Genomic DNA, 25,667 nt, shown 5'->3' with positions numbered 1-25,667 from the left:
TCCGGCCCGCGCCGGCCGGACGCGGAGCGCCCTCAGCCGCGGGCCCGGCGGGCCCGGTTCAGCGCGAGGAAGGGGATCAGCATGCCGACGGCGAACCACAGGACGTGGGCCGCGGTCACCGCGGACCACAGCGCCGTGGAGGTCGCCTGCGCCACGGAGAGGGCCACGGCGGTGCCGATGAGGGCCACGAGAGCGGTCAGCTGGAGGACGGCGTGCCGGCTGGGCAGGAAATCGCGCTGAAGGAAGGCGTCGCCGTACCACCAGCGCACCGCGCGGGCGGCCGCGAGCAGCACCACGACGGCGCCCGCCGCGACGCCCAGGACGGCCGGGAGCGGCCAGGGGGTGCCGTCGGCGGCGGAGGCGGCCGCCAGGCCGGTGGCGGCGAACGGGAGCACGGGCAGGAAGGCCCCCGCGGTGAGGGCCGCGGCCCGGGCGCGGGCCGGGTCCCCGTTCAACTCGGCCCGGGCCAGGGCGCGTACCGTCTGCAGCCGGCCCCGGCCGCTGCTGCCGGAACGGCGGGCCTGGACCAGCCACAGTCCGCCGGCCAGTGCCGCGAGCACGGCGATCCCGCCGGTCAGCACCCAGAGGTCGGCGAACAGCACGAGCGGGACCACCAGCAGGGCGGGCACGAGCCGCGGCCAGCGGCGCCGCCCGGCCACGTCGGCGGGCGACGCCCCGAGCTCCACGGCCCGGGCCGCGACCGCCCGGCGTTCGGCGCGGGCGGCGGGCCGGGCGGACAGGTCCAGCGCCCTGGCGAGGGCGACCTGGGCCTCCGCCTCGCGGGGCGCGATCAGGACCGCCCGCCGGGCGGCCGCCACGGCCTCGGCACGGCGGGAGAGCATCCGGCAGGCGTCGGCAACCAGCACCTGGGCGCGCCACTCGCGGGGGTCGGCGGCGGCGACCCGCAGCCCGAGCCCGAGGGCGGCATGGGCGTCGCCGAGTATCAGCAGGACGAGCCCGGCCAGCAGGGGCGCGTCCGGATCGCCGGGCTCGGCGTGCGCCAGCGCCCAGTCGACGGCCTCCCGGGCCCGGTCGGCCCGCCGCTCGTACGCGAAGACCCGGGCCCGCACCAGATAGCCGAAGCTCCCGTTGCGGGCCACGAAGGCGTCGTCGACGAGCGAGTGCGCCATCGCGAAGCGCCCCCGCTCGCACAGCCCGAAGACCCGCTCCGCCGTGACGGCGTCGTCCTGTGCCATGTCCCCTCAAACGCGCGAAGTACGGCCGCGGTGCCACGGCCGTACCTGCCCGGTATGAAGGCGGCTACTTCTTGCCGCTCTTGTCCTTGTCCCCGCCGCCGACGGGCATGGATTCGAAGATCTCCTTGCACATCGGGCACACCGGGTACTTCTTCGGGTCCCGGCCGGGCACCCAGACCTTGCCGCACAGCGCGACCACCGGCGATCCGGAGAGCGCGCTCTCCATGATCTTGTCCTTCTGAACGTAGTGCGCGAAGCGCTCGTGGTCGCCATCGCCGTTCGACACCTGCGGGGTCGGCTCGACGAGGGTGCCGGTGCCAGCCCCGCGCTCGGGCTCGAGAGTGCTCATGGCACGCAAGCCTAATTCAGAGACGGATCGTCCGGATACGTCGCGACCATCGCGAGTTCGCTGCGCTGCCTGCGCAGCACGGAGCGCCACAGCTGCTCGGGATCCGGGGAGAACACGTCCCCCGGCTCGGACTCCACCACGTACCAGGCGCCCTCGCCGAGCTCGTCCTCCAGTTGGCCGGGCCCCCATCCGGCGTACCCGGCGAAGATCCGCAGCGATCCGAGCTCGGCCGCCAGGAGCTCCGGCGGCGCCTCCAGGTCCACCAGGCCGATCGCGCCGTACACCCGGCGCCAGCCGAGCGGCTCGTCGTCCTCCCCGTCCCGGGGCTCCCCGGGCACCACGGCCAGGCCCAGCGCGGAGTCCAGCGAGACGGGGCCGCCCTGGAAGACCACCTGGGGCGCGCCGGCCAGACCGGCCCAGGGCTCCAGGACATCGCCCACCCCGACGGGTGTGGGGCGGTTGAGGACGACGCCGAGCGTCCCCTCCTCGTCGTGGTCGAGGAGGAGCACCACCGCCCGGTCGAAGTTCGGGTCCGCGAGCGCGGGCGTCGCGACGAGCAGTCTGCCGGTGAGCGATGACACTTCGGTCATGGTCAACATAATCCCGCATTCCGCCGCCTCGCGGGGTGGCAACGGCGCCCTTTTCCGCCCCCGGGCCCGTACGGCGGCACCCGCGACGGCCACCCTCCGGGACCGAGCGACCGCGCAGGGTGCTGTAGCGAAGCCATTACATGAGTGGGACCTCACAGCCCTCTCGCGGTCCCCGGAAGGCCGATTACCATTTCCCCTTGGTGCCTGCGGGGACCCCGCTTCTTTTCTGCCCGTCTCCAGGAACGCGAGAGCAATGACCGGCCTTAACGATGTACTGCTCGTCCACGGCGGCACCCCGCTCGAGGGTGAGATCCATGTCCGCGGGGCGAAGAACCTCGTACCCAAGGCGATGGTGGCCGCCCTGCTCGGCAGTGAACCCAGCCGGCTGCGCAACGTGCCCGACATCCGCGACGTGCGCGTGGTGCGGGGCCTGCTGCAGCTGCACGGGGTGACGGTGCAGGCCGGCGACGAGCCCGGGGAACTGGTGCTCGACCCGTCCAAGGTGGAGAGCGCGAACGTCGCCGACATCGACGCGCACGCGGGCTCCTCCCGCATCCCGATCCTGTTCTGCGGCCCGCTGCTGCACCGCCTCGGCCACGCCTTCATCCCGGGCCTCGGCGGCTGCGACATCGGCGGCCGGCCGATCGACTTCCACTTCGACGTGCTGCGCAAGTTCGGCGCGGTCATCGAGAAGCGCCCCGAGGGCCAGTACCTGGAGGCCCCGCAGCGGCTGCGCGGCTGCAAGATCGAACTCCCGTACCCGTCGGTCGGCGCGACCGAGCAGGTGCTGCTGACGGCCGTCCTGGCCGAGGGCGTCACCGAGCTGAGCAACGCCGCGATCGAGCCGGAGATCGAGGACCTCATCTGCGTCCTGCAGAAAATGGGCGCCATCATCACGATGGGCACCAACCGCACCATCCACATCACCGGCGTGGACAAGCTCGGCGGCTACAACCACCGCGCCCTCCCGGACCGCCTGGAGGCCGCCTCCTGGGCCTGCGCGGCGCTGGCCACCGAGGGCAACATCTACGTCCGCGGCGCCAGCCAGCGCGAGATGATGACCTTCCTCAACGTCTTCCGCAAGGTCGGCGGCGCCTTCGAGGTCGACGACCACGGCATCCGCTTCTGGCACCCCGGCGGCCCGCTCAACGCGATCGCCCTGGAGACGGACGTCCACCCCGGCTTCCAGACCGACTGGCAGCAGCCGCTGGTCGTGGCCCTCACGCAGGCCTCGGGCCTGTCCATCGTCCACGAGACGGTCTACGAGTCCCGGCTGGGCTTCACCTCGGCGCTGAACCAGATGGGCGCCCACATCCAGCTCTACCGCGAGTGCCTGGGCGGCACGCCCTGCCGCTTCGGCCAGCGCAACTTCCTGCACTCCGCGGTCGTCAGCGGCCCCACCAGGCTGCAGGGCGCCGACCTGGTCATCCCCGACCTGCGCGGCGGTTTCTCGTACCTGATCGCGGCCCTGGCCGCGCAGGGCACCTCGCGGGTGCACGGCATCGACCTGATCAACCGCGGCTACGAGAACTTCATGGGCAAGCTGGAGAAGCTCGGCGCCAAGGTGGAGCTGCCCTCCGGGGAGTGACACCGGCGCCCGCCACCGCGGGCACACGGAAGGGCGGCCTCCCCGAGGGGAGGCCGCCCTTCATGTGTTCGCGGTGTTCGCGGAATTACTTGCCCTTGGCGGCTTCCTTGAGCTTCGAGCCCGCGGAGACCTTCACGCTGTAGCCGGCCGGGATCTGGATCGGGTCACCGGTCTGCGGGTTGCGCGCGGTGCGCGCGGCGCGGTGGCTGCGCTCGAAGGTGAGGAAGCCGGGGATGGTGACCTTCTCGTCGCCCTTGGCGACGATCTCGCCGACGACCTCGGCGAAGGCGGCCAGAACGGCGTCGGCGTCCTTGCGGGTCACCTCGGCGCGCTCGGACAGCGCGGCCACCAGCTCACTGCGGTTCATCTAAGTACTCCTTGCATGGAAACCCCAACGTCGACCGTCGAGGAAGACGCATTGTGAAGACGCTTCTCGCGCTTCTGCGGTGCGGCCCTCACCGCCCAGGTACGCATCCTGCCCCTATTTCTGGGGGAAACGCCAATCCGGCACCCGGGAGAGTCACACAAAAAGCGGGTCGCGTACGGCTCGATGACGCTCCGTCGTCAGGAGGTCGCGGTAAGGCCCTGCGACTTGGCGGCCTCCCGGACGGCACCGGCGACGGCGCCCGCGACCTTGTCGTTGAAGACGCTCGGGATGATGTAGTTCGGGTTGACCTCGTCCTCGGTGACGACGTCCGCGAGGGCGGTGGCCGCGGCGAGCATCATCTCGGTGTTCACCGTGCGGCTCTGGGCGTCCAGCAGGCCTCGGAAGACGCCCGGGAAGACCAGCACGTTGTTGATCTGGTTCGGGAAGTCGCTGCGGCCCGTGGCGACCACCGCGGCGGTCTCCCGGGCGACCGCCGGGTCCACCTCGGGGTCGGGGTTGGCCAGGGCGAAGACGATCGCCCCGTCGGCCATGGCGGCGACGTCGTCGCCGTCCAGGACGTTGGGGGCGGAGACGCCGATGAAGACGTCCGCGCCGTGCACGGCCTCCTTCAGGGTCCCCGTGATCTCCTCGGGATTGGTGTTGTCGGCGATCCAGCGCAGCGCCGACTCGGGGTCCGCCTCGACCAGGTCCTCGCGGCCGCTGTGCACGACGCCGTGGATGTCGGCGACGACCGCGTGCTTGACACCGGCGGCGAGCAGCAGCTTGAGGATGGCCGTACCGGCGGCACCCGCGCCCGACATGACGACCCGTACGTCGCCCATCTGCTTGCCGACCACGCGCAGCGCGTTGGTCAGCGCGGCGAGCACCACGATCGCGGTGCCGTGCTGGTCGTCGTGGAAGACGGGGATGTCCAGCGCCTCGCGCAGCCGGGCCTCGATCTCGAAGCAGCGGGGCGCCGAGATGTCCTCCAGGTTGATGCCCGCGAAGCCGGGGGCGATGGCCTTGACGATCTCCACGATCGCGTCGGTGTCCTGGGTGTCCAGGCAGATCGGCCAGGCGTCGATGCCCGCGAAGCGCTTGAACAGAGCGGCCTTGCCCTCCATGACCGGCAGCGCGGCCTTGGGGCCGATGTTGCCGAGGCCCAGCACGGCCGAGCCGTCGGTGACGACCGCGACGCTGTTGCGCTTGATGGTCAGCCGGCGGGCGTCCTCGGGGTTCTCGGCGATCGCCATGCAGACCCGGGCCACGCCGGGCGTGTAGACCATGGAGAGGTCGTCACGGTTGCGGATGGGGTGCTTGGACGCCATCTCGATCTTGCCGCCGAGGTGCATCAGGAACGTACGGTCGGAGACCTTGCCGATCGCGACGCCCTCGATCTGCGCCAGCTTGGCGACGATCTCGTCCGCGTGCGCGGTCGACGTCGCGGCGATGGTCACGTCGATGCGGAGCTTCTCGTGACCGGAAGCGGTCACGTCCAGTCCGTGGACGGCCCCGCCGGAGGCTTCGACGGCCGTGGTGAGCTGGCTGACCGCCGATCCGCTCGCGGGCACCTCCAGCCGCACCGTGATTGAGTACGAGACGCTCGGCGCCGTTGCCATGGCCGCTGTTCCTCCGCTGTCGCTGGTTGTGCGCCCTCGATGCTGCCATACTGGCGGGTACGCGTAAACCGGGGGGCCCTACAACAGAATGTTGAGTGGCGAGCAAGAACAACGGAAGCTTGTGTGCTTAATGTTCCCCGGGCCGCCACCGAAACGGCGGACGCGTACGGAATGACAATCGCGGATCGTTTGTTAGCCTGGGTGAGGCACCGGCTCGATCCAAGCCCCCGGGCCCAACCTTAGGCGCTTCGAGCGCCCACTTGCCGCGAGGCGAGCATGGCGGGTCGGTGTCACTTACGTCCGGCGGGGCGCCCTTCTCGGAAGGGCGCCCCGCCGTCGTCTTGGAGCGGGTCAGTCCCGCAGCAGGTCCGGCACGCCCGCGGCGTCCGGCAGATCGCGCTCCCTGGAGAGCACCGTCAGCCGCTGGGTGGCCCGGGTCAGCGCCACGTACAGCACCCGCAGCCCCGCGGGCGACTCGTCCGCGATCTCCGCCGGCGAGACGACCAGTGTCGCGTCGTACTCCAGGCCCTTGGCCTCCAGGCTGCCGAGCGCCACGACGCGCTCCCCCAGCCCCGCCAGCCAGCGCCTGGCCTCCTCCCGACGGCCCATGGCCACGACCACGCCCACCGTGCCCTCGACCTCGCCCAGCAGGCGCTCCGCCTCCGCACGCACCGCCTCGCCCGGATGCCCGTCGGCGGCCACCACGAACTGCGGCACGATGCCCGTGGAACGCACCGCGCGCGGCGACTCGCTGCCCGGCATGGCCAGCGCGAGCACCTTCGCCGCCAGGTCGGCGATCTCCGCCGGGTTGCGGTAGTTCACGGTGAGCGTGAAGCGGCGGCGCGGACGGGTGCCCAGGGCCTCGTCCCGGGCCAGGGCCGCCTCGTCCGGATCCGTCCACGAACTCTGCGCGGGGTCGCCCACGACCGTCCAGGTGGCCGCGCGGCCCCGGCGGCCGACCATCCGCCACTGCATCGGCGTCAGGTCCTGCGCCTCGTCGACGATCACGTGCGCGTACTCCGTGCGCTCCGCGTCCAGCCGCTCCTGGCGGCTGCGCCGCCCGCCGGCCATCCGGTCGGCGAAGGTGGTGACCTCGTCCAGGCCGGTCAGCTGGTCCAGCGGGTCCGCCTCGCGGGTGCGCACCTTCGGCGGCGGGCCGAGCAGCGCCTCCAGCTCGTCGAGCATGGCGACGTCGTGCACGGACAGCGCCCCGTTGCCCTCGGCGTCCAGCCGGCGCAGCGAGCGGGCCACCCGGCGGACCTCCGGCGGGGTCAGGACGCGCCGCGCCCAGCGCCCGAGCCGCTTCTCGTCGGAGAGTCCCGCCAGCACCCCGCGCGGGGTCAGCACCGGCCACCACGCGGCCAGGAAGTCGATGAACTCCTGCTCGGTGGAGATGTCCTCGTCGAAGCCCTGGCGCTCCTCCGCTGCCAGCTCGGGATCGTCGTAACGGCGTCCGGCCTTGCGCCACAGCGCGTCCAGCAGCAGCCGGCGGGCCCGGGGCCGCAGCAGGTTCACCGGCGCCGTGCCGCCCAGCACGGCGTGCCGGATCGACGACAACTCCTCGGCCTCCAGCTCCAGCCGCCGGCCGAAGGCCACCACCCGCAGCCGGTCAGGGCACCGCCCCGCCCCGGCCCCGTGCTCCAGCACGCCGCGGGCCGACCTGCGCAGCACCTTCAGCATCCGCAGCGAGCCCTTGATCCGGGCGACGGCCGGATCGTCGTACGTGGTCGCCTCGGCACCGTCCACGAGCGAGCCGACGGCCCGGATCGCGACCTGCCCCTCCTCGCCCAGCGAGGGCAGCACGCCCTCGGTGTACGCCACCAGCAGCGGCGTCGGGCTGACCACCAGGATGCCGCCCGCGTAGCGGCGCCGGTCCTGGTAGAGCAGGTAGGCGGCCCGGTGCAGGGCCACGGCGGTCTTGCCCGTGCCGGGGCCTCCGGTCACCTCCGTCACGGACGCGGCGGGCGCCCGGATCACCACGTCCTGCTCGGCCTGGATGCTGGAGACGATGTCCCGCATCGTGTGGCTGCGCGCCTGGCCCAGCGCCGCCATCAGCGCGCCGTCCCCGACGACGGGCAGCCCCGTCGTCAGTTCCGGGCGCAGCAGGTCGTCCTCGACGCCCAGCACCTTGCGGCCCTTGGAGCGGATGACACGCCGCCGCACGACCCGGCCCGGCGCGACCGGCGTCGCCCGGTAGAACGGCGCGGCCGCCGGGGCCCGCCAGTCGATCACCAGCGGCGCGTAGTCCGCGTCCAGCACGCCGAGCCGGCCGATATGCAGGGTCTCGGCGATGTCCGCCGTGTTGTCGGGACGGACCGCTTCGTCGGCCGGCTCCACGGAGGTGTACGCACCGTCCGGGCCCTTCTTGCCGTCCTTGCCGGGCAGCAGGTCGATCCGGCCGAAGAGGAAGTCCTCGAACTCCGCGTTCAGCCGGTTCAGGTGCAGCCCCGCCCGGAACACCTGCGCGTCGCGTTCCGCGAGCGCGCCCGGCGTGCCGACCTGACCGCGCTTGACCGCGTCGTCCATCAGGAATTCCGCCTCGTGGATCTTCTCCTCGAGCCGGTCGTACACCCGGTCCAGATGCGTCTGCTCGACCGCGATCTCCGTGTCCCGGACCGCTGCCACGCAGGACCCCCTTCTTCTTCCCGTTCGTCACGCGCCGCGCGCGCCGCCCCGGCGAACGGGGCAGCCTGCAACCGTACGCCAACAGGGCGTTCCACGCCCACTCGGCGAGTGCCTCCGGGCACGGTCCGGGGGCGCTCTGCGGTGGGGGAGGTGGGGGTGGGGTTGTGGCGGCGGTGGGCTGTTGGGCTTTCCCGCCGTCTCGCTCCCTTCGGTCGCAAAGCGGCGGGCTGCGGATGGGAGGGTGCGGGCTCGGGGCTTCGCGGCGGTGTGCGGGTGGGTGCGTGGTTGGGGTTCAGGCGCCGGAGCGGGATGCCTTTCCGGTGCTGTGGGTCTCGTTGCCGTCCGCGGGTAGAAATGACCGCTTCCACGCCTACTGTTGGGGTGGTGGGCGCACCCGCCGTAACCGGCGTCTGCGGGTGATTCGGGGTGTTGTTGAGGGGGGCGGGACATCGGGCTCGCTTTCACCGACACAGTCGGCGGAAGAGGGCCCGATCTTTGAGCCGGGAGAGATCGGGCCCGCTTTCACCGACATAGACAGCGAAACAGAGCCCGAACTTTGAGCCGGGGGACATCGGGCCCGCTTTCGCCGAATATGTCGGCGAAACAGAGCCCGATCTCTCGGAAAGCCACCCGCCGAGCGCTGTGCTGTCGGGGAATTGCCCGCAGACGCAGGTCACGGCGGGCGCGCCACCCACGGACGGTGGGCGTGGAAGCGGTCATCTATACCCGCGGACGGCAACGAGGCCCGCGCCCCACGAACAACCGGCCCCGCTCCGGCGCCTGAACCCCAGCCGCAAACCCACCCGCACACCGCCGCCAAGCCCCGCGCCCCCACGCTCCCATCCGCAGCCCGCATCTTTGCGACCGAAGGGAGCGAGACGGCGGGAAAGCCGAACATCACCCCACCGAGGGGCCGTACTTGCCCTCCGCAGCCGGGTCCAGCGCGAGGCGGTAACCCCGCTTGACCACCGTCTGGATGAGCTTCGGCGCCCCCAGTGCCGCACGCAACCGCGCCATCGCCGTCTCGACCGCGTGCTCGTCGCGCCCCGCACCCGGCAGGACCCGGAGCAGGTCGGCGCGGGAGACGACCCACCCGGGGCGCCGCGCGAGGGCGCGGAGCAGCGCCATCCCGGCCGGGGGCACGGCGCGCAACTCCCCGTCGACAACGACCGCGTGGCCGCGGATCTCCACGCGCCGTCCGGCGACGGGGAGCGGACGCACCCGCCCCGGGAGCTCGGCGGCGAGCAGCTGGACCAGCGGGCCGAGGCGGAAGCGCTCGGGCTGGGCGGTGGGCACCTCGTGGGCCTCCAGGGGCAGCGCCGTGACGGGGCCCACGCAGGCCGGGAGGATGTCGTGGCGCAGGGCGTCGAGGAGCTCGCCCCGCAGACCGCGCCGTTCGGCCCGGTCCAGCAGGGAGGCCGCCGCCGGGGCACTGGTGAAGGTCACCGCGTCCAGGCCCCGCGCGACGGCCGTGTCGATGAGCCGGTCGACGGGGCCGATGTCCTCCGGCGGCATCCAGCGGTAGACCGGGACGCCCACGACCTCGGCCCCCGCCACGCGCAGTGCCTCGCAGAAGCCGGGCAGCGGCTCCCCGTGCAACTGGACGACGATGCGGCGGCCGTCGACACCCTCGTCCAGCAGCCGGTCGAGGACCTCCGCCATGGACTCGGACGCCGGCGACCAGGACTCCCTGAGCCCGGCGGCGCGGATGGCCCCGCGGACCTTGGGGCCGCGGGCGAGCAGCTCGACGTGCCGCAGCCGTTCCAGCAGGGGCTCGCCGAGCCCCCAGCCGTCGGCCGCCTCGATCCAGCCGCGGAAGCCGATCGCCGTGGTGGCGACGACGACGTCGGGGCCGCGGTCGAGCAGCCGCTTGGTCGCGGCGAGCAGCTCGGTGTCGTCCGGCAGCGGGACGATCCGCAGCGCGGGCGCCCGCATCACGGTGGCCCCGCGCCGTTCTAGAAGGGCGCACAGTTCGTCGGCGCGGCGGGCCGCGGTGACGCCGACCGTGAAGCCCGCCAAGGGGAGGACGTCTGCGTGTCGCACTTGCATGGCTCTTGCCTCGCTCCGCCGGAGGTACACGTGCAACGGAGGCCCGGGACCGTCCCGGGTCCCGGAGTCGTGCGCCCCGTTCCGCGCATGGTTCCAAGCCCCGGTGACGGTCTCGGTTCACCGGCATTTCCCCGTTGTTACGCGGTTCGCCGGGACTACACCTCGGCGTAGGAGAGCCGCTGCTCCGATGCGGCCCGGTCACCGGGCCCGGCCGCCGGGGCGGGGGCCGGTGCGGGCCTGCGCAGGTATACGGCCCAGGTGACCACGAAGCAGACCGCGTAGACGGCGAGGAAGGAGACGAAGGCGGGGGTGCCGGTGCCCCGGGTGAGGAAGGACTGCCGGAACGCGAGGTTGATGCCGAGGCCGCCGAACGCGCCGACCGCGCCGATCAGGCCCATGGCGGCGCCGGACAGCCGGCGCCCGTAGGCGGCGGCGGCCTCGCCGGTCAGGCCCTTGGCCGCGGCCTTGGCGGCGTAGATGCCCGGGATCATCTTGTACGTGGAGCCGTTGCCGAGGCCGGTCAGGAGGAACAGCGCGACGAAGGCGGCGGAGAACAGGCCCAGCGACTTCTGCGCCGAGGCGACGACGATGACCGCGGTGGCGGCGGCCATCGCCAGGAAGTTCCACAGGGTGATCCGCGCGCCGCCGAAGCGGTCCGCGAGCCGTCCGCCGACCGGGCGGATCAGCGAGCCGAGCAGCGGGCCGACGAAGGTGATGGACGCGGCCTGCAGCGGGGTGCGGGCGAACTGGTTCTGCAGGACGAGCCCGAAGGCGAAGCTGTAGCCGATGAAGGAACCGAAGGTGCCGATGTAGAGGAAGGACATGATCCAGGTGTGGCCGTCCTTCACCGCCTCGACGGCCGCCCCGGTGTCGTTCCTGACGGGCGCCAGGTTGTCCATGTACAGGGCGGCGAGCGTCGCCGCGACCACGATCAGCGGGATGTACACGGCCAGCAGCAGTCGCGGGTGGCCCGCCCCCGCCGTGCCGATGACCAGCAGGCCGACCAGTTGGACGACGGGCACGCCGATGTTGCCGCCGCCCGCGTTGAGGCCGAGTGCCCAGCCCTTCTTCCGGAGCGGGAAGAAGGAGTTGATGTTGGTCATGGAGGACGCGAAGTTGCCGCCGCCGACCCCGGTGAGCGCCGCGACGGCCAGGAAGGTCCCGTAGGACGTGCCGGGCTCCATGACGAACGCGGCGGCGATCGTCGGCAGCAGCAGCGCCAGCGCGCTGACGACGGTCCAGTTGCGGCCGCCGAAGCGCGCGACGGCGAAGGTGTACGGGACGCGGACCACGGCGCCGACCGCGGTGGCCATGGCGACGAGGAAGAACTTCCCGGCCGGGTCGATGCCGTACTCCGGGCCCATGAAGAGCACCATGACCGACCAGAGCGTCCAGATCGAGAAGCCGATGTGCTCGGACAGGACGGAGAAGAACAGGTTCCGGTTGGCGACGCGCCGGCCGCCGTTCTCCCAGAACTCCTCGTTCTCGGGGTCCCACCGCTCGATCCAGCGGCCCCCCTTGCGTGCTGTGGTGCTCGCGGCAGTCATGACGCCTCCAGGCCCTGATGTCGCTCGTCGGGTGATGCCCCACGACAGTAGGAACGGCGCGTTTCCGCCCGATGGCCTGAGGTGACCGGCACGCAACCTTGCTCTCACCCCGCGCGCGGGCCCCCTGTGAGCGCCGGGGGCGCCATCAGGCGGGCGTCGGGCTCGGGCAGCCACGCGCCCTCCGGCCGGGTGAGCCAGTCCTCCCGTACGGCGAGCCGGTGCGCCGCCGAGCGCAGGGCGTCCAGTCCCGGGTGCCGCAGTCCGCGCCGCCACACCATGGAGACCGGGGCCAGCGGCACCGGGCCGGTGATCGGGCGCAGGACGAAGCCCGGGAGGTCGATGAACTCGGTGCTGGCCAGCACGGGCCAGCGGTGCTTGCGCACCAGCCGCACGAACTCCTCCGGGCCCTCGATGGCCGGGAAGGGCGCGGCCACGGCGATGCCCCGGCCCCGGAAGAGGCGCTCGGCCAGGTCCGTCCACTCGGCGGTGTCCGGGTTCCCGGCCGCGGCGTACAGCGCCTCGCCCGCGAGTTCCGCGAGCGGCACCTCGGCGAGCGGGGCCAGCCGGTGCCCGGCGGGAAGCAGCACCGCCATCCGCTCGTACCGCACGGGCCGGTGCTCCAGCCGGTCGAGGACGGCGGGGGCCAGACCGGCCGCCCGGCCGAAGGAGACGTCCAGACGGCCGGCGAGGATCCCGGCGGCGGCGCCGGTGAGCCCGCTGTGGAAGCGCGCGGTCAGTTCGAGCTCGGGCGCGGCGGCGCGGGCGGCGGCCAGCACGCGGTGGCCGGTGCCCACCGGCGCGCCGATGTCGACCAGCAGCGGACGGCCGGCGGGCGCGAAGGCGGCGGAGAGTTCGTCGTGGGCGGCGAGCACCCGGCGGGCGTACGGCAGCAGCCGCTCCCCTTCGGCCGTCAGTCGCACCGAACGGGTCGTCCGTACGAACAGCTCGGCCCGCAGCTCGCGTTCCAGGCGCCGCACGTCCCGGCTGAGCGCCTGCTGGGCGACGTGCAGGCGGGCGGCGGCCTGGGTGAAGTGCAGCTCCTCCGCGACGGCGGTGAAGGCCCGCAGCAGGCGTGGGTCGAGGTCGTGCGGCATCCGCCCATTGAACACGTCCGCGATTCACAACGGGAACGCGTCAATGGTCTCCGATCAGGTGTTGGACCCGGCCCGGGGCGGGCCGCGAGGGTGATCGCATGACCGCGTACGCCTTCGCCGCCCCCTACCGGCGGCTCTTCGCCCTGCCCGGCACCCGGGCCTTCACCACCGGGAACCTCCTGGCCCGGCTCCCGATGGGGATGTTCGGCGTCAGCGCGGTCGTCATGATCGCGGCCGGCTACGGCTCGTACGCGATGGCCGGGGCGGTCACCGCCACCGGTTTGGCCGCGACGGCCGTGGTCGCCCCCTGGATCGCGCGCCTCACCGACCGGCACGGCCAGGCCCGGGTGGCCGTGCCGGCCGCCGCGCTGGCCGCGCTGGGCTCGCTGGCGCTGGTGGTGTGCGTCCGTCTGCACGCCCCGGCCTGGACCCTGTTCGCCGCGTACGCCGCCACCGCGACGACGCCGAACACCGGCGGCATGGCGCGGGCGCGCTGGGCCCATCTGTACCGGGACGACGACCGTGCCCGGCATGTCGCCAACTCCTTCGAGCAGGCGGCGGACGAGGTCTGCTTCGTGCTCGGCCCGGTCCTCGCGGCCTTCCTGTGCACCTCGCTGTTCCCCGAGGCGGGCACGCTGACGGGGGCGCTGCTGCTCTTCGGCGGCATCCTTGTCTTCGCCGCGCAGCGCGGCACGGAGCCGCCGCCGGTGCCGCGCGCCGCGACCGGCCCGGGGGCGGGCAGGGGGCACGCCGCCGTACCGGCGGTGCTGCTGACGTTCCTGGCGACCGGGGCCGTCTTCGGCGCCCTGGAGGTCACCACGATCGCCTTCGCCGACGCCCAGGGGCATCGCGGCGCCGCCGGGGCGGTACTCGGCCTCCAGGCGGCGGGTTCCTGCGCGGCGGGCCTGCTGTACGGGCTGCGCCGGCCGCGCGGCACCGCCGGGGGACGCTTCGCCGCGAGCGTCGCCCTGATGGCCGCCCTCATGCTCGGCCCGCTGCCCGCGGCGGCCCTCGGCGGTCTGTGGCCGCTCGCCGCCGCGCTGCTGGTCGCCGGTATGGCCACCGCGCCCACGATGATCAACGGCATGGCCCTGATCCAGCGGCAGGTGCCGCCCGGCCGCCTGAACGAGGGGATGACGCTCGCCGTCACCGCGCTCCTGGGCGGCATCGCCACGGGTTCCTTCGCCGCGGGCTCGGTGGTCGAGACCTGGGGGCCGGCGCCCGGCTACGCGATACCGGCCGCCGCCTCGGCGGCCGCCGCGCTGATCGCGGCCGTGTCCCTGCGGACGGCCGGGGCGGCCGGCCCGGGTCGGGCCGCGAACGACAAAAGGCGACGCCCGCCGCGCGGTGCGCGGTAGGCGTCGCCTTCCATGGGGCAGTGGAGATGGCGGGAATCGAACCCGCGTCCTGTGGTGCGGAATCAGGGCTTCTCCGAGCGCAGTCCGCTGTGCTTTTCTCGGCCCCGGCAGTCACGCGGACAAGCCGCCGACGGGCCCAGCCACTGTTTGATTTCCCACCGAGCCCCGTGGCCGGGCTCAGTGGTTTAGTCCCCTAGCTGATGCCAGGATCCGGGTCGGGAACAGCCCCGGGCTGACACTCCGCGGAGTCTTCGCTAGCTGCTAATTAGGCAGCGAGAGCGAAGGCGGAGGAATCGCGCTTGGAAGTGGCGATTATTGTTTTCGGCATATGGTTTACGAGATCATTGCCGCTTTCTCGGCTCGCTTCCCCTGCTTCGACATCCCCAGTCGAAACCGATCATCCCCATGTTGATTTTTCAAACTGCTCACCGGGCCGTCACGGCCCGGTGGTGCTGACGCCATCGTACGTGACCGACGTGCACGGAGGCCAGCGCATTTCCCGGGGGGTCAGTCGCCCCGCTGGCGGCGGCGCGCCGCCGAGATGGCGCGATCGGTCTCGCGGCGGTCCTGCTTCTCGCGCAGGGTCTGCCGCTTGTCGTAGTCCTTCTTGCCCTTGGCCAGCGCGATCTCGACCTTCGCGCGGCCGTCCTTGAAGTACAGGGCGAGCGGCACGATGGTGTGGCCGGTCTCCTGCGACTTCTGGAAGAGCTTCTCGATCTCCTCGCGGTGCAGCAGCAGCTTGCGCTTCCGCCGCGCCGAGTGGTTCGTCCACGTCCCCTGGGTGTACTCGGGGATGTGCACGTTGTGCAGCCACGCCTCGCCCCCGTCGAGCTGGCCGAAGCCGTCGACCAGGGAGGCGCGTCCCTGGCGCAGCGACTTCACCTCGGTGCCGGTGAGCACCAGGCCCGCCTCGTAGGTGTCGAGGATGTGGTAGTCGTGCCGCGCCTTCTTGTTCTGCGCGATCAGCTTGCGACCCGTTTCCTTTGCCATAGCGCCGCCATTCTCGCACCTCGGCGGTGTCGGGGGTACCGGTTTGCGCCCCGGTCAGCGGGCCGGCGTGCCGAGGCCGTCCAGCACCTCGAGGGCCTCGGCCTCGGCGTCCGCGCCGCCGGTGACCGCGAGGTCGGGTTCGATCCCCCGGCCGTCGACCCGGCGGCCCGCGGGCAGCCGGTAGTGGCCGACGGTCAGCTCGGCGACCGAGCCGTCCGAGAGCCGGCTGGGCATCTGCACGGAGCCCTTGCCGAAGGTGCGGGAACCCACCACGACGGCGCGGCCGCGGTCCTGGAGGGCGCCGGCCAGCAGCTCGGCCGCGCTCATCGTGCCGCCGTCGACGAGGACGACGAGCGGGGTCTCGGTGTCGCCGGCGTCGTCGGCGTAGAGCGCCCGCTGCCTGCCGTGCACGTCGTACGTGGCGACCAGGCCGCCGTCCAGGAGCGCGGAGGCCACACCGACGGCCTCCGTCACCAGACCCCCGGAATTGCCGCGCAGGTCCAGGAGTATGCCCCCGCCCGCCGTCCGGGCCTGGGCGGCCAGGACGTCGCGGACCTGCCGGGCGACGCCCTTGGTGAAGGCGTCGATCTTGACGTCGGTGACGCCGCCGGGGAGGTGCCGCACGCGTACGGACTCCGTCGGCAGCAGGGCGCGCCGCGGGGAGGCGTCCCAGGAACGCGCGCCGCGCCGCAGACCGAGGCGGACGGCGGAGCCCGACGTGCCGGAGCCGCGCAGCCGGGAGACGACCTCGGTGACGGGACGGCCGGTGACGTCCGTGCCGTCGATGCCCAACAGCCGGTCCCCGGCGCGGATGCCGGCGCCGGCGGCGGGACTGCCGGACTGGACGCGGTCGATCTCGATCCGGCCGTTCTCGGTGCGCCGCACCCACAGGCCGACCCCCACGTACCGGCCGTCGAGGGACTGCTGGAAGCCCTCGTACTCCTGGGCCGTGTAGAAGGAGGACCAGCGGTCGCCGCTGCGGCTGACCAGGGCCTCCGCGGCCTGCGGGCCGACCTTGCCCTCGGCGATCGCCTCGGCGATCTCGTCGGTGTCGGCGACCGTGCCGGCCGGGATGCGGGAGGCGGACGGCCTGCCGCGGTCCCCGCCGAGGACGTCCCCGAAGGAGCCGGTCGCCGCGCCGGTGGCCAGGACCGCGCCGAAGACCAGCGTCAACGCCGCGGCGCGGCGCAGGCGACGGGCGCTCCCGGGCGGACAGTGGCTCAGCACGACGGGCAGTCTAGGCGAGAAGCGGGCGCTGTACGGAAAGTTGGCCGTACAGCGCCCTTGGCGCGAATCAGACCTTGAGGTATTTGCGCAGCGCGATGAGGGCGGCCAGCGCGGGCATCAGCATGCCCACCACCAGCACCAGCGGCAGCACCTGGGCCACCTCGCCCCAGCCCAGGAAGTTGATCAGCGGCACCTTGGTCTGCAGCGACAGGCCGTGGTCGATGAGGAAGTAACGGCCCACGAGGAGCATCAGACAGGCCAGGCCGCCGCCGACCAGACCGGCGAACGCGGCCTCCATGATGAACGGCATCTGGATGTAGAAGCTGGACGCGCCGACCAGCCGCATGATCCCGGTCTCGCGGCGGCGGCTGAACGCGGACACGCGCACCGTGTTGACGATCAGCATCATCGCCACCGTGAGCATGAACGCGAGGACCACCAGCGCCGCCAGCGTCATGCCGTTGAGCAGCCCGAAGAGGTTGTCCAGCAGGGCCTTCTGGTCCTGCACCTCCTGGACGCCGGGACGGCCCTGGAAGGCGCTCGCGACCACCTGGAACTTCGTCGGGTCCTTGAGCTTGACCCGGAACGACTCCTGCATCTGGTCCGGGGTCAGCGAGTCGGCCAGCGGCGAGTCGGAGAACTGCTCCTTGTAGTGCTTGTACGCGTCCTCCGCGGACTCGTGGAACGCCTTCTCGACCAGCGGCAGATCATTGAGCTGCTTCTCGATGTCCCGCTTCTGCTCCTCGGTGACGGCGCCCTTGGTGCAGTTGGGGTCGGTCTTGGCGTCGTTCTTGTTGCAGAGGAAGATCGACACCTGGACCTTGTCGTACCAGTAGCCCTTCATCGAGTCGACCTGCTCACGGGCGAGCCACGAACCGCCGGCGAGCGCGAGCGAGAGGGCCACGGAGACGATGACCGCGAAGGTCATGGTGAGATTGCGCCGGAGGCCGACGCCGATCTCCGAAAGCACGAACTGGGCGCGCATGTTGTCCTTTCAGAAGGCTGCGGTGTGCAGAACGAGGTCCCGGCTCAGTGCTGGTAGCCGTAGACGCCGCGGGACTGGTCGCGGACCAGTCGCCCCTTCTCGAGCTCGATGACGCGCTTGCGCATCTGGTCGACGATGTTCTGGTCGTGGGTGGCCATCACCACGGTGGTGCCGGTCCGGTTGATCCGGTCCAGCAGGCGCATGATGCCCACGGAGGTCTGCGGGTCGAGGTTTCCGGTCGGCTCGTCCGCGATCAGCAGCATCGGGCGGTTGACGAACGCCCGGGCGATCGCCACGCGCTGCTGCTCACCACCGGACAACTCGCCCGGCATGCGGTCCTCCTTGCCGCCGAGGCCGACGAGGTCCAGCACCTCGGGGACCGTCTTGCGGATGGTGCCGCGCGGCTTGCCGATCACCTCGAGGGCGAACGCCACGTTCTCCGCGACCGTCTTGTTGGGCAGCAGGCGGAAGTCCTGGAAGACCGTGCCCAACTGCCGGCGCATCTGCGGCACCTTCCAGTTGGACAGCCGCGCGAGATCCTTGCCGAGCACGTGCACCACACCGGTGTCCGTTCGCTCCTCGCGCAGGATCAGCCGCAGGAAGGTCGACTTTCCGGAGCCCGAGGAGCCCACCAGGAAGACGAACTCACCCTTCTCGATTTCCAGCGACACGTCCCGAAGTGCAGGACGGTTCTGCCGGGGGTAGGTCTTGGTGACGTTGTCGAATCGGATCACGGTCGCACTCCGCATACAGGGGATCGGAGGCGACCATACGCGAATGGCCGCTGCCCGCGCAGTCCGCGGTCCGGGATGACGGGTTTATTCACCGACCACGTGGGGACAAAGCAGGCATTGGCCACATGGGTCACTCTTCGGAGTCACGGGAATCGCGCGGGACGCGCCGACCGTCCCGGAAACTGGCACAGTGGTCGGGGGGCTCGGGAACGTACCGTCCCTGTCGCGCGTTGTTCATGGAGCGGCCGCCCGGCCGCCTGGGAGGAGGCGACCGCATGACAGTCGACCGACTGGTGTGCGCCAACTGCGCCGGCCCCGTCAGCGAGGGCCGCTGCGCGGTCTGCCGCGCCCACCGCGCCCGCATGCAGCAGGAGAACCCGTTCGCGGCGATCTCCCCGGCGGCGCTGATCGCCCTGCTCGTCGCACTGCTCGCGGTGGTGTGGGTGGTCCACGAGGCCGCCGTGTAGCGGTACGCACACATACGGACAGCCAGGGGGCCCGGAGCGCGGAAGCGCTCCGGGCCCCCTGCGCGTCCGGGGCCCCTACGCGGCCCTGCGAGCACCCCGGACGCGCGGGGGCCCACCGCGCACGGGGAACATGCGCGGCGGGCCCCGGGGGCGTCCTCACGTCCGGGCGTGGGCCCGGAACCTCAGACGGCGGTGTTGCGGCCGGCGCCGACCAGGCGCGGCATCAGGCGGAAGCCCACACCGCCCGCGATCATCGTCGCGGCGCCGATCAGCAGGAAGAGGGTCTCGCCGGCACCGGTCTCGGCCAGCTCCTCCTTGGTGTCACCCTGGGTGACGACCTCGCTGCTGCCGGCGTTGTCGGTGTCGGTGTTGTCGGCGCAGGTCACGCTGTCACCGTCGAGGGTGCAGGTGGGGCCTTCGTCGGAACCGCCGGTCCCGCCGCCGTTGCCGCTCCCGCCGTTGCCGGAGCCGCCGCTGTTGCCGTTGCCACCCGTGCTCGGGTCGCCGGTCGTGGGGTCACCCGTCGTCGGGTCGCCGGTCGTCGGGTCGCCCGTGGTGGGGTCGCCGGTCGTCGGGTCGCCCGTCGTGGGGTCGCCCGTCGTCGGGTCACCGGTCGTCGGGTCGCCCGTCGTCGGGTCGCCCGTGGTGGGGTCACCGGTCGTCGGGTCACCGGTCGTCGGGTCGCCCGTGGTGGGGTCACCGGTCGTGGGGTCACCGGTCGTCGGGTCACCCGTCGTCGGGTCACCGGTCGTGGGGTCACCCGTGGTGGTCTCGCCGGAGGCGCCCTCCGTGACGCCGAGGGTGGAGCCCTCGGTGTCCTCGTCGCCGAGGTTGACGCTGACGCCCACCTCGGCGGAGCCCGCATCCAGACCGATGTCCAGGCCGACGGCCTGAGCGGCGCCGGCGGCGGTCAGCGAGGCGCCGGCCGCGATCACCGCGGCGGCGGCTATGCGAGCCACTCGCAGCCGCGTGCTCTTCTTGCTCATCTGGCAACTACCCCCAGTAGCTTCTCGTCAATGGAGCAGCGTCACAGGGGGAGCGTCCTGCGGGGCGGTTGAGATTCAAGGTCGTGGCTGGGCCACCGACCGCGCTCGCCCCCGTTCGCTCACGCCCCAGTCATACGCATGCCGCGCATCACCATTCCCAGATTTCACAGTGCAGTCAAGGCCGTTCCAGGCGCAATGCCGGAATTGGCGGCCTATGCCGCCCACTTGCTTATGCGGCTGTGACCCGAAACGCACAACTGCCACCCATCGGGTGGCAGTTGTGAGGATTTCGAGAAGGCGGCGGGGCCGTCAGACGCGCGCGCCCTGCTCCTGCTGCTTGCGCCAGCGGATGCCGGCCTCGAGGAAGCCGTCGATGTCACCGTCGAGAACGCCCTGCGGGTTGCCGACCTCGTGGTCGGTCCGCAGGTCCTTCACCATCTGGTACGGGTGGAGCACGTAGGAGCGCATCTGGTTGCCCCAGGAGTTGCCGCCGTCGCCCTTGAGGGCGTCCATCTTGGCCTGCTCCTCCTGGCGGCGCCGCTCCAGCAGCTTGGCCTGCAGCACGTTCATGGCGCTGGCCTTGTTCTGGATCTGGGAGCGCTCGTTCTGGCAGGAGACCACGATGCCGGTCGGGATGTGGGTGATCCGGACCGCGGAGTCGGTGGTGTTGACGCCCTGGCCGCCGGGGCCGGAGGCGCGGTACACGTCGATCCGCAGCTCGGTCTCGTCGATCTCGACGTGGTCGCTCTGCTCCACGACCGGCAGCACCTCGACGCCCGCGAAGGAGGTCTGGCGCCGGCCCTGGTTGTCGAACGGGGAGATGCGGACGAGGCGGTGCGTGCCCTGCTCGACCGAGAGGGTGCCGTAGGCGTACGGCGCCTTCACCACGAAGGTCGTGGACTTGATGCCGGCCTCTTCCGCGTACGAGGTCTCGTAGACCTCCGTCGGGTAGCCGTGCCGCTCGGACCACCGCAGGTACATGCGCTGCAGCTGCTCCGCGAAGTCGGCGGCGTCGACACCGCCCGCCTCCGCGCGGATGTTGACCAGCGCCTCGCGCGCGTCGTACTCGCCGGACAGGAGGGTGCGGACCTCCATCTCGTCGAGCGCCTTGCGCACCGACTCCAGCTCGCTCTCCGCCTCGGCGCGGGTGTCCGCGTCGTCCTCGGCCTCGGCGAGCTCGAAGAGCACCCCGAGGTCGTCGATGCGGCCCCGCAGCGTCTCGGCCTTGCGGACCTCGGCCTGCAGGTGCGACAGCTTGCTGGTGATCTTCTGCGCCGCCTCGGGGTCGTCCCACAGCGACGGCGCCGCCGCCTGCTCCTCGAGCACGGCAATGTCGGCCCTCAGCTTGTCGAGGTCCAGAACGGCCTCGATCGAGGCCATGGTCGACGAGAGGGACTTGAGCTCTTCGGATACATCCAGGACTGCCACGTCCCCCAGGGTACCGGCACGCCGCGCATTGCCGCTCCGGTGAGCCGGGGCGGACCGGCCGCGGGCCGGGCGCCCGCGGCGCGCTCAGGCGCGGACGGGGGCCGACGCGTGGGCGAGGGTGCCGTCGGCGCGGCGCAGGTACAGGGTCAGGGTGTCGTCCGCCGTGGCCAGGCCGGGGTGCGAGGGGGTGCTGGCGGACAGCGGCACGGGCGTCCACTCGCCGCCGTTCGAGACCGCGGCGGCCAGGGCTCCGTCGCCGGCGGGGGCCAGGACGAAGAGCCTGCCGTCGGAGACGGCGGGCTCGGGGCGGCCCGTGGCGTCGAGGCCGGTGACGATCTCCGAGGGGCGCCAGGCCCCGTTCACATACGGCAGGCGGAGCACGGCGCCGTCGGCCTTGCGGACGGCGAAGGCGTCGAGGGTGCCGCGCCCGGCCGAGACCAGGCCGGGGGCGGCGGTGACGCGGCCCGCGGTGGGGACCAGCGCCCAGGCGTTCCAGCGGCCGTCGACCCAGGAGGAGGTGACCAGGTCCCCGCCGGAGCAGCCGACCAGGTCGATCCGGCCCGGGGCGGAGGAAGCGGCGGCGGGCGTCGTGGTGAACGTCGCGGGCTGGTCGACCTGGTACCAGTCGCCCCAGGCGCCGCCGCTGAGGGTGCGGCGGTAGACCTTGTGGTCGGTGCCGAGGGCGAAGACGTCCAGCTGCCCGGCGCGCGGGGAGACCACCGAGGGGTCGTCGGCGACGCTTATCCCGGTCAGCCGGTGCCAGGCGCCGGAGACCAGGTACCAGATGTTCTTGTCGCTGCCCCGGGTGAAGACGTACGTCGTCCCCGAGAGGGAGATCGCGCGGGGGCCGCCGGCCGGCCGGACTCCGCGGTCCGGGAAGTGGGGCAGCGCGGTGTAGCCGGACCAGCGCAGTCCGGCCTCCTCGGCGGTGCCCGCCGGGGTGCTGACGTCGCCCTGCGGGGTGCTGACGTCACCCTGCGGGGAGGCCGCGCCGCCGGCGGGCGCGGTGGGCGTGGTCGACGCCTGCCCGGACGGCTTGTCCTCGCGGCTGGTGGAACCGCCGTCGTCGTCGGAGCCCGAGGCCGCGATGGCCCAGCCGCCGAGCCCGACGACGAGCGCGGCGGCGGCCGCGGCGCCGATCTTGACGCGGCGGCGCTGGAGCGCGTCGGGGACGGCGCGGTGCCGGTGCCGGGCGCGCTGCCCGGGCACCGTGTCGGGTCCCGTGCCGGCCAGCTCTTCCGCGGTGGGCAGCTTGAGGCTCGTGTGCGTGTCGCGGGTGGAGTCCGGTGCCGAGCCGCGGACCAGGGGCACGGCACCGCGCGGGCGGCCGGCCGGCGGGTCGTACGGTTCGGCGCCGGTGTCCTCGGCCTGGTCGTACACGTCGTCGCCGTGGTGGTCGCCGGGTGTGTCCACCTCCAGCGGCGGCAGCCCGGCCAGCGCGGGCAGCAGCTCGCGCAGCCGCGCGCCGACCTCCGCGGCGGTCAGCCGGGAGGCGGGTGCCTTGGCGAGGCACTGGGAGAGCAACTGCCACAGCTCGTCGGGCAGATCGGGCAGCGGCGCCACGGACTCGGTGACGTGCCGGCGCAGCACCGCGCCCGGGTGGCCGCCGCCGAAGGGCGTGAAGCCGGCGAGCAGCTCGTACAGGACGGTGGCCAGAGCGTAGATGTCGACGGAGGCGCGCGGCGGCAGCCCCTCGATGATCTCGGGGGCCAGGTAGTCGGGGGTGCCGATGATGCGGGTGGCCCGGGTGCGGCGCGGTGAGTCGACCAGCCTGGCGATGCCGAAGTCGGTGAGGAGCGCCGGGGGCGCCCCGCCGGGGCCGGGCGGGGCGGCGGAGTCCAGAAGGACGTTCTCCGGCTTGACGTCGCGGTGGACGACGCCCGCGGCGTGGGCCGCGGCCAGGCCGTCGGCGACGTCCGCGGTGATGGCGACGGCGGCCTCGGGGGCCAGCCTGCGCTCGCGCTCCAGGCGGGAGCGCAGGTCCGTGCCGCGGACGAGGTCCATGACGAGCGCGAGGTCGCTGCCGTCGACCACCAGGTCGCGGATCCCGACGATGTGCGGATGGTGGAGCGCCAGCAGGGCGGTGCGCTCCTGGACGAAGCGGCCGACGAGGTCCTGGTCGGAGGCGAGGTCCTCGCGCAGCAGCTTGATGGCGACCGGGCCCTCGGGGCCCTCGCCCAGCCACACCGTGCCGGCGGAACCCCGCCCCAGCACCTGGTGCGCGGTGTACCGGCTGCCGATCTTCCGTCCCAAGGCTGCTTCGACTCCTCCGACGTGCCGTCGTGTTGGCGACAAAGCTACGCGGATGCGAGCCGCTTGGGGGAACCTGTCGGGGGTGAGTGCGGCTTCTCCGGGAGAAATCACCCTCCGGAAGTCGACAAATCACCAACACCGGCCTGATCGGGGGGTGAAGGCGGGCCGACCGGCGTTGACGGGAGCGGGCGGGCCGAGGCGCCGCCGGAGGAGGCGTGACGGCATCCGCCGCGGCGGCCGCGCCACCGACACCGGCGGGGACCGTCGGCCCGGAGGCCGGCGCTCCCGGCCGGGACCGACGCGGCCGCCCCGGCCGACGCACCGTCAAACGCCGGGGACGGACCGCGCGCAGGGCACCGGCCGCCCCGCGGGGCGGCGCCCCTCGCGTATCCCTACGGGGTGCCGCCGGTGCTTCCCGAGCCGCCCGAGGAGCCGCCGAGGCCCGAGACCCAGTCCCAGAAGTTCTGCACGCCGTCGCTGACGGTGCCCCACAGGCTCTTGCCCGTGTCCAGCCACTCCGGGACCGGGGTGAGGTACCAGACCAGCACCACGATCACGATCAGCACGATGATCATCGTGAAGCAGCCCTTGAGGCACCCGAGTCCCGGGATCTTCATCGGGTTGGCACTGCGCGGCCGCGGCTCGCGGCGCGGGGCCGGCTCGGGCGCGGGCGGGCGCTGGGGCTCGTACCGCTGGTGCTGCGGCTGCTCGTACCGCGGCGCGGGCTGCTGCGGTCGCGGCGCGTACTGCTGGGGCTGGGGCTGCGGCTGGGGCTGCTGCGCGTACCGCTGCGGTTCCGGCTGCGGGGCGTAGGCCGGCTGCGCCGGCTGCCGGTACGTGGGCTGCTGCGGCCGCTGCTGGTACGCCTGCGGGGGCTGCTGCGGAGGCTGCTGCTGCGCTCCGGGCTGACGGCGCGGCCTGCGGCGCAGCGGGTCCTGGTCCGGGTCCAGGTACTGGACCTCGGTCTGCTCGGCGCGCGCACGGGCGCGGTTGAGCTGCGACTCCCACGGGTGCGGGCCCTGGGGCGCGCCGGAGTCCGGCGCGCCGTCCGGGACCGGCGGCATCACGCGGGTGCCGTCGCCGGAGGCGGCGGGGGCGGAACCGCCGGGGATCACCCGGGTGGCGTCGGCGGCGCCCCCCGCCGCGGAGGCGGGCAGAACGCTGGTGGCGGCATTGGGGTCGTACGCGTCGTACGCGCCCAGGGGCGAGCGGTTGGGCAGCACCTGGGTGGGGTCGGCGGTGCCGGGCGGCACGAGCGGGGTGTCCGGGACGGTGGCGGGGGCCGGGTCCGGCGCGAGCAGCGCGGCGACGCCGAGCGCCGCCTCGGACTGCGCCGGGGAGGAGTGCACCCCCACGCCCGCCGCGACGACGCGCAGGGCGCGCGCCAGGTTCTCCGCGCTCGGCCGCTCGCCGGGCTCCTTGCGCAGGCAGCGCTCTATGACCGTCCACAGCGGCTCGGGCACCGTGGTGGGGCGGCGGGGCTCCTCGCTCAGGTGCTGGTGCAGCACTTCGAGCGCGCTCTCGCCCCGGAAGGGCGGGCGGCCGGTGACCAGCTCGTAGAGCAGGATGCCGGCGCCGTAGATGTCGACCGCCGAGGTCTGCGGGCGGCCCTGGGCCGACTCCGGGGCGACGTAGGCGGGTGTGCCGACGAACTCGTGCGTCCGCGTGACGCCGGGCGAGTCCGCCAGCCGGGCGATGCCGAAGTCGGTCAGCATCGGGTGCATCTGCTGGGTGCCGTCCGGGCCCGCGACGGTGGCGAGCAGGACGTTGGCGGGCTTGAGGTCGCGGTGGACCACGCCGTCGGCGTGGCTGGCGGCGAGCGCGTCGGCCACGGCGGCGGTCAGCAGGGCGCCGCCGACCGGCGAGAACGGGCCGTTCTCACGCAGGTAGCGGTAGAGGTCGGGGCCCTCGACCAGGTCCATCACCAGGGCCAGCAGCTCGCCCTCCACCACCAGGTCGCGGACCCGGACGATGTGCGGGTGGCGCAGGCGCAGCAGGACCGCGCGCTCCCGGAGGAAGCGCATGACGATGTCGGGGTCGCCGGCCAGCTCCTCCTTGAGGACCTTGATGGCCACGGTCTCGCCGGTGTCCCGCACATGGGATCGCCACACGGTGCCCGTGGCTCCGCGCCCGAGCGGCTCCACCAGTTCGTATTTGCTGCCTACCGGCCGCACGTTCGCGCTCCCTGGATCTTGGCCTGGTCCGTGGCCTGTTC

At 72.9% G+C, this 25,667-nt stretch carries 19 protein-coding genes, 1 other RNA gene and 1 pseudogene; 3 read left to right on the top strand and 18 right to left on the bottom strand.

Features of this window, described 5'->3' with window-relative positions; all coding sequences use genetic code 11:
• Positions 1–32: 32 nt before the first annotated feature.
• The 3 genes from AB0F62_RS16520 to AB0F62_RS16510 form a co-directional block, all read right to left on the bottom strand.
• Positions 33–1,196, bottom strand: coding sequence for a hypothetical protein (locus AB0F62_RS16520; RefSeq protein ID WP_361798396.1), 1,164 nt, complete (start codon positions 1,194–1,196; stop codon positions 33–35).
• Positions 1,197–1,260: 64 nt separating this feature from the next.
• Positions 1,261–1,545, bottom strand: coding sequence for a DUF3039 domain-containing protein (locus tag AB0F62_RS16515; protein ID WP_361798393.1), 285 nt, complete (start codon positions 1,543–1,545; stop codon positions 1,261–1,263).
• Positions 1,546–1,556: 11 nt separating this feature from the next.
• Positions 1,557–2,135 carry a YqgE/AlgH family protein gene (locus AB0F62_RS16510; RefSeq protein ID WP_361798390.1) on the bottom strand — a complete coding sequence of 193 codons (579 nt, stop codon included), beginning with the start codon at positions 2,133–2,135 and terminating at the stop codon, positions 1,557–1,559.
• Between the two features lie 253 nt (positions 2,136–2,388).
• On the opposite strand from AB0F62_RS16510, the gene murA reads away from it, so the two are divergent.
• A complete protein-coding gene (gene murA, locus AB0F62_RS16505; protein ID WP_361798387.1) occupies positions 2,389–3,723 on the top strand; it encodes a UDP-N-acetylglucosamine 1-carboxyvinyltransferase in 1,335 nt (444 codons plus the stop codon).
• An 85-nt stretch (positions 3,724–3,808) separates the two neighbouring features.
• Here the strand turns inward: murA and AB0F62_RS16500 are convergent, their stop codons facing one another.
• The 6 genes from AB0F62_RS16500 to AB0F62_RS16475 all read right to left on the bottom strand — a co-directional run bounded on the left by AB0F62_RS16500 (position 3,809) and on the right by AB0F62_RS16475 (position 13,024).
• Entirely contained in the window at positions 3,809–4,090 is a 282-nt protein-coding gene (locus AB0F62_RS16500; RefSeq protein WP_018564081.1) for an HU family DNA-binding protein, read from the bottom strand.
• Between the two features lie 197 nt (positions 4,091–4,287).
• Positions 4,288–5,709, bottom strand: coding sequence for an NAD-dependent malic enzyme (locus tag AB0F62_RS16495; protein WP_361798383.1), 1,422 nt, complete (start codon positions 5,707–5,709; stop codon positions 4,288–4,290).
• A 351-nt stretch (positions 5,710–6,060) separates the two neighbouring features.
• Positions 6,061–8,334, bottom strand: a complete 2,274-nt coding sequence (locus AB0F62_RS16490) for a UvrD-helicase domain-containing protein (protein WP_361798380.1) — start codon at positions 8,332–8,334, stop codon at positions 6,061–6,063.
• Between the two features lie 897 nt (positions 8,335–9,231).
• Complete coding sequence (locus AB0F62_RS16485; protein ID WP_361798378.1) at positions 9,232–10,377, bottom strand: uroporphyrinogen-III synthase; 1,146 nt, start codon at positions 10,375–10,377, stop codon at positions 9,232–9,234.
• A gap of 161 nt (positions 10,378–10,538) precedes the next feature.
• A complete protein-coding gene (locus AB0F62_RS16480; RefSeq protein WP_361798375.1) occupies positions 10,539–11,930 on the bottom strand; it encodes a nitrate/nitrite transporter in 1,392 nt (463 codons plus the stop codon).
• A 104-nt stretch (positions 11,931–12,034) separates the two neighbouring features.
• Positions 12,035–13,024: a LysR family transcriptional regulator gene (locus tag AB0F62_RS16475; protein WP_361798372.1), complete on the bottom strand. Its 990-nt coding sequence runs from the start codon at positions 13,022–13,024 to the stop codon at positions 12,035–12,037.
• 98 nt (positions 13,025–13,122) lie between these two features.
• Between AB0F62_RS16475 and AB0F62_RS16470 the strand changes: the two genes are divergently transcribed.
• On the top strand, positions 13,123–14,382 hold the full coding sequence (locus AB0F62_RS16470; protein ID WP_361798369.1) for an MFS transporter: 1,260 nt from the start codon (positions 13,123–13,125) through the stop codon (positions 14,380–14,382).
• Positions 14,383–14,400: 18 nt separating this feature from the next.
• Here the strand turns inward: AB0F62_RS16470 and ssrA are convergent.
• The 5 genes from ssrA to ftsE all read right to left on the bottom strand — a co-directional run bounded on the left by ssrA (position 14,401) and on the right by ftsE (position 18,318).
• Positions 14,401–14,787, bottom strand: a transfer-messenger RNA (tmRNA) gene (gene ssrA, locus AB0F62_RS16465).
• 102 nt (positions 14,788–14,889) lie between these two features.
• Positions 14,890–15,372 carry an SsrA-binding protein SmpB gene (gene smpB, locus AB0F62_RS16460; protein ID WP_361798366.1) on the bottom strand — a complete coding sequence of 161 codons (483 nt, stop codon included), beginning with the start codon at positions 15,370–15,372 and terminating at the stop codon, positions 14,890–14,892.
• Positions 15,373–15,426: 54 nt separating this feature from the next.
• Positions 15,427–16,599: a S41 family peptidase gene (locus AB0F62_RS16455; protein WP_361798363.1), complete on the bottom strand. Its 1,173-nt coding sequence runs from the start codon at positions 16,597–16,599 to the stop codon at positions 15,427–15,429.
• A gap of 67 nt (positions 16,600–16,666) precedes the next feature.
• Positions 16,667–17,584 (bottom strand): permease-like cell division protein FtsX, encoded by a 918-nt coding sequence (gene ftsX / locus AB0F62_RS16450; protein WP_361798360.1) that lies wholly within the window; start codon positions 17,582–17,584, stop codon positions 16,667–16,669.
• A gap of 44 nt (positions 17,585–17,628) precedes the next feature.
• Positions 17,629–18,318: a cell division ATP-binding protein FtsE gene (gene ftsE / locus AB0F62_RS16445; RefSeq protein ID WP_361798357.1), complete on the bottom strand. Its 690-nt coding sequence runs from the start codon at positions 18,316–18,318 to the stop codon at positions 17,629–17,631.
• A 275-nt stretch (positions 18,319–18,593) separates the two neighbouring features.
• Here ftsE and AB0F62_RS16440 point away from each other — a divergent pair, with 275 nt between their 5' ends.
• Positions 18,594–18,785: a hypothetical protein gene (locus AB0F62_RS16440; protein ID WP_361798354.1), complete on the top strand. Its 192-nt coding sequence runs from the start codon at positions 18,594–18,596 to the stop codon at positions 18,783–18,785.
• 182 nt (positions 18,786–18,967) lie between these two features.
• Here the strand turns inward: AB0F62_RS16440 and AB0F62_RS16435 are convergent, their stop codons facing one another.
• The 4 genes and pseudogenes from AB0F62_RS16435 to AB0F62_RS16420 all read right to left on the bottom strand — a co-directional run bounded on the left by AB0F62_RS16435 (position 18,968) and on the right by AB0F62_RS16420 (position 25,626).
• Complete coding sequence (locus tag AB0F62_RS16435; RefSeq protein WP_361798351.1) at positions 18,968–19,771, bottom strand: hypothetical protein; 804 nt, start codon at positions 19,769–19,771, stop codon at positions 18,968–18,970.
• A 309-nt stretch (positions 19,772–20,080) separates the two neighbouring features.
• On the bottom strand, positions 20,081–21,199 hold the full coding sequence (gene prfB, locus AB0F62_RS16430; protein WP_361798348.1) for a peptide chain release factor 2: 1,119 nt from the start codon (positions 21,197–21,199) through the stop codon (positions 20,081–20,083).
• Positions 21,200–22,252: 1,053 nt separating this feature from the next.
• A pseudogene (locus tag AB0F62_RS16425) lies at positions 22,253–23,452 on the bottom strand (serine/threonine-protein kinase); the annotation flags it as partial.
• Between the two features lie 392 nt (positions 23,453–23,844).
• Positions 23,845–25,626, bottom strand: coding sequence for a serine/threonine-protein kinase (locus AB0F62_RS16420; RefSeq protein ID WP_361798345.1), 1,782 nt, complete (start codon positions 25,624–25,626; stop codon positions 23,845–23,847).
• Positions 25,627–25,667: the final 41 nt, after the last annotated feature.

The sequence above is a fragment of the Streptomyces sp. NPDC026673 genome, assembly GCF_040638135.1.
Taxonomy (GTDB): Bacteria; Actinomycetota; Actinomycetes; order Streptomycetales; family Streptomycetaceae; genus Actinacidiphila.
The sequence above is the reverse complement of the archived record's forward strand: the minus strand, read 5'-3'. Positions and strand labels throughout refer to the sequence as shown.

What these genes read in the sequence shown, in the direction of transcription:
- AB0F62_RS16520 (WP_361798396.1), bottom strand. Translation starts at nt 1,196, where the DNA reads ATGGCACAGGACGACGCCGTCACGGCGGAGCGGGTCTTCGGGCTGTGC.
- AB0F62_RS16515 (WP_361798393.1), bottom strand. Translation starts at nt 1,545, where the DNA reads ATGAGCACTCTCGAGCCCGAGCGCGGGGCTGGCACCGGCACCCTCGTC.
- AB0F62_RS16510 (WP_361798390.1), bottom strand. Translation starts at nt 2,135, where the DNA reads ATGACCGAAGTGTCATCGCTCACCGGCAGACTGCTCGTCGCGACGCCC.
- murA (WP_361798387.1), top strand. Translation starts at nt 2,389, where the DNA reads ATGACCGGCCTTAACGATGTACTGCTCGTCCACGGCGGCACCCCGCTC.
- AB0F62_RS16500 (WP_018564081.1), bottom strand. Translation starts at nt 4,090, where the DNA reads ATGAACCGCAGTGAGCTGGTGGCCGCGCTGTCCGAGCGCGCCGAGGTG.
- AB0F62_RS16495 (WP_361798383.1), bottom strand. Translation starts at nt 5,709, where the DNA reads ATGGCAACGGCGCCGAGCGTCTCGTACTCAATCACGGTGCGGCTGGAG.
- AB0F62_RS16480 (WP_361798375.1), bottom strand. Translation starts at nt 11,930, where the DNA reads ATGACTGCCGCGAGCACCACAGCACGCAAGGGGGGCCGCTGGATCGAG.
- AB0F62_RS16475 (WP_361798372.1), bottom strand. Translation starts at nt 13,024, where the DNA reads ATGCCGCACGACCTCGACCCACGCCTGCTGCGGGCCTTCACCGCCGTC.
- AB0F62_RS16470 (WP_361798369.1), top strand. Translation starts at nt 13,123, where the DNA reads ATGACCGCGTACGCCTTCGCCGCCCCCTACCGGCGGCTCTTCGCCCTG.
- smpB (WP_361798366.1), bottom strand. Translation starts at nt 15,372, where the DNA reads ATGGCAAAGGAAACGGGTCGCAAGCTGATCGCGCAGAACAAGAAGGCG.
- ftsX (WP_361798360.1), bottom strand. Translation starts at nt 17,584, where the DNA reads ATGCGCGCCCAGTTCGTGCTTTCGGAGATCGGCGTCGGCCTCCGGCGC.
- AB0F62_RS16440 (WP_361798354.1), top strand. Translation starts at nt 18,594, where the DNA reads ATGACAGTCGACCGACTGGTGTGCGCCAACTGCGCCGGCCCCGTCAGC.
- AB0F62_RS16435 (WP_361798351.1), bottom strand. Translation starts at nt 19,771, where the DNA reads ATGAGCAAGAAGAGCACGCGGCTGCGAGTGGCTCGCATAGCCGCCGCC.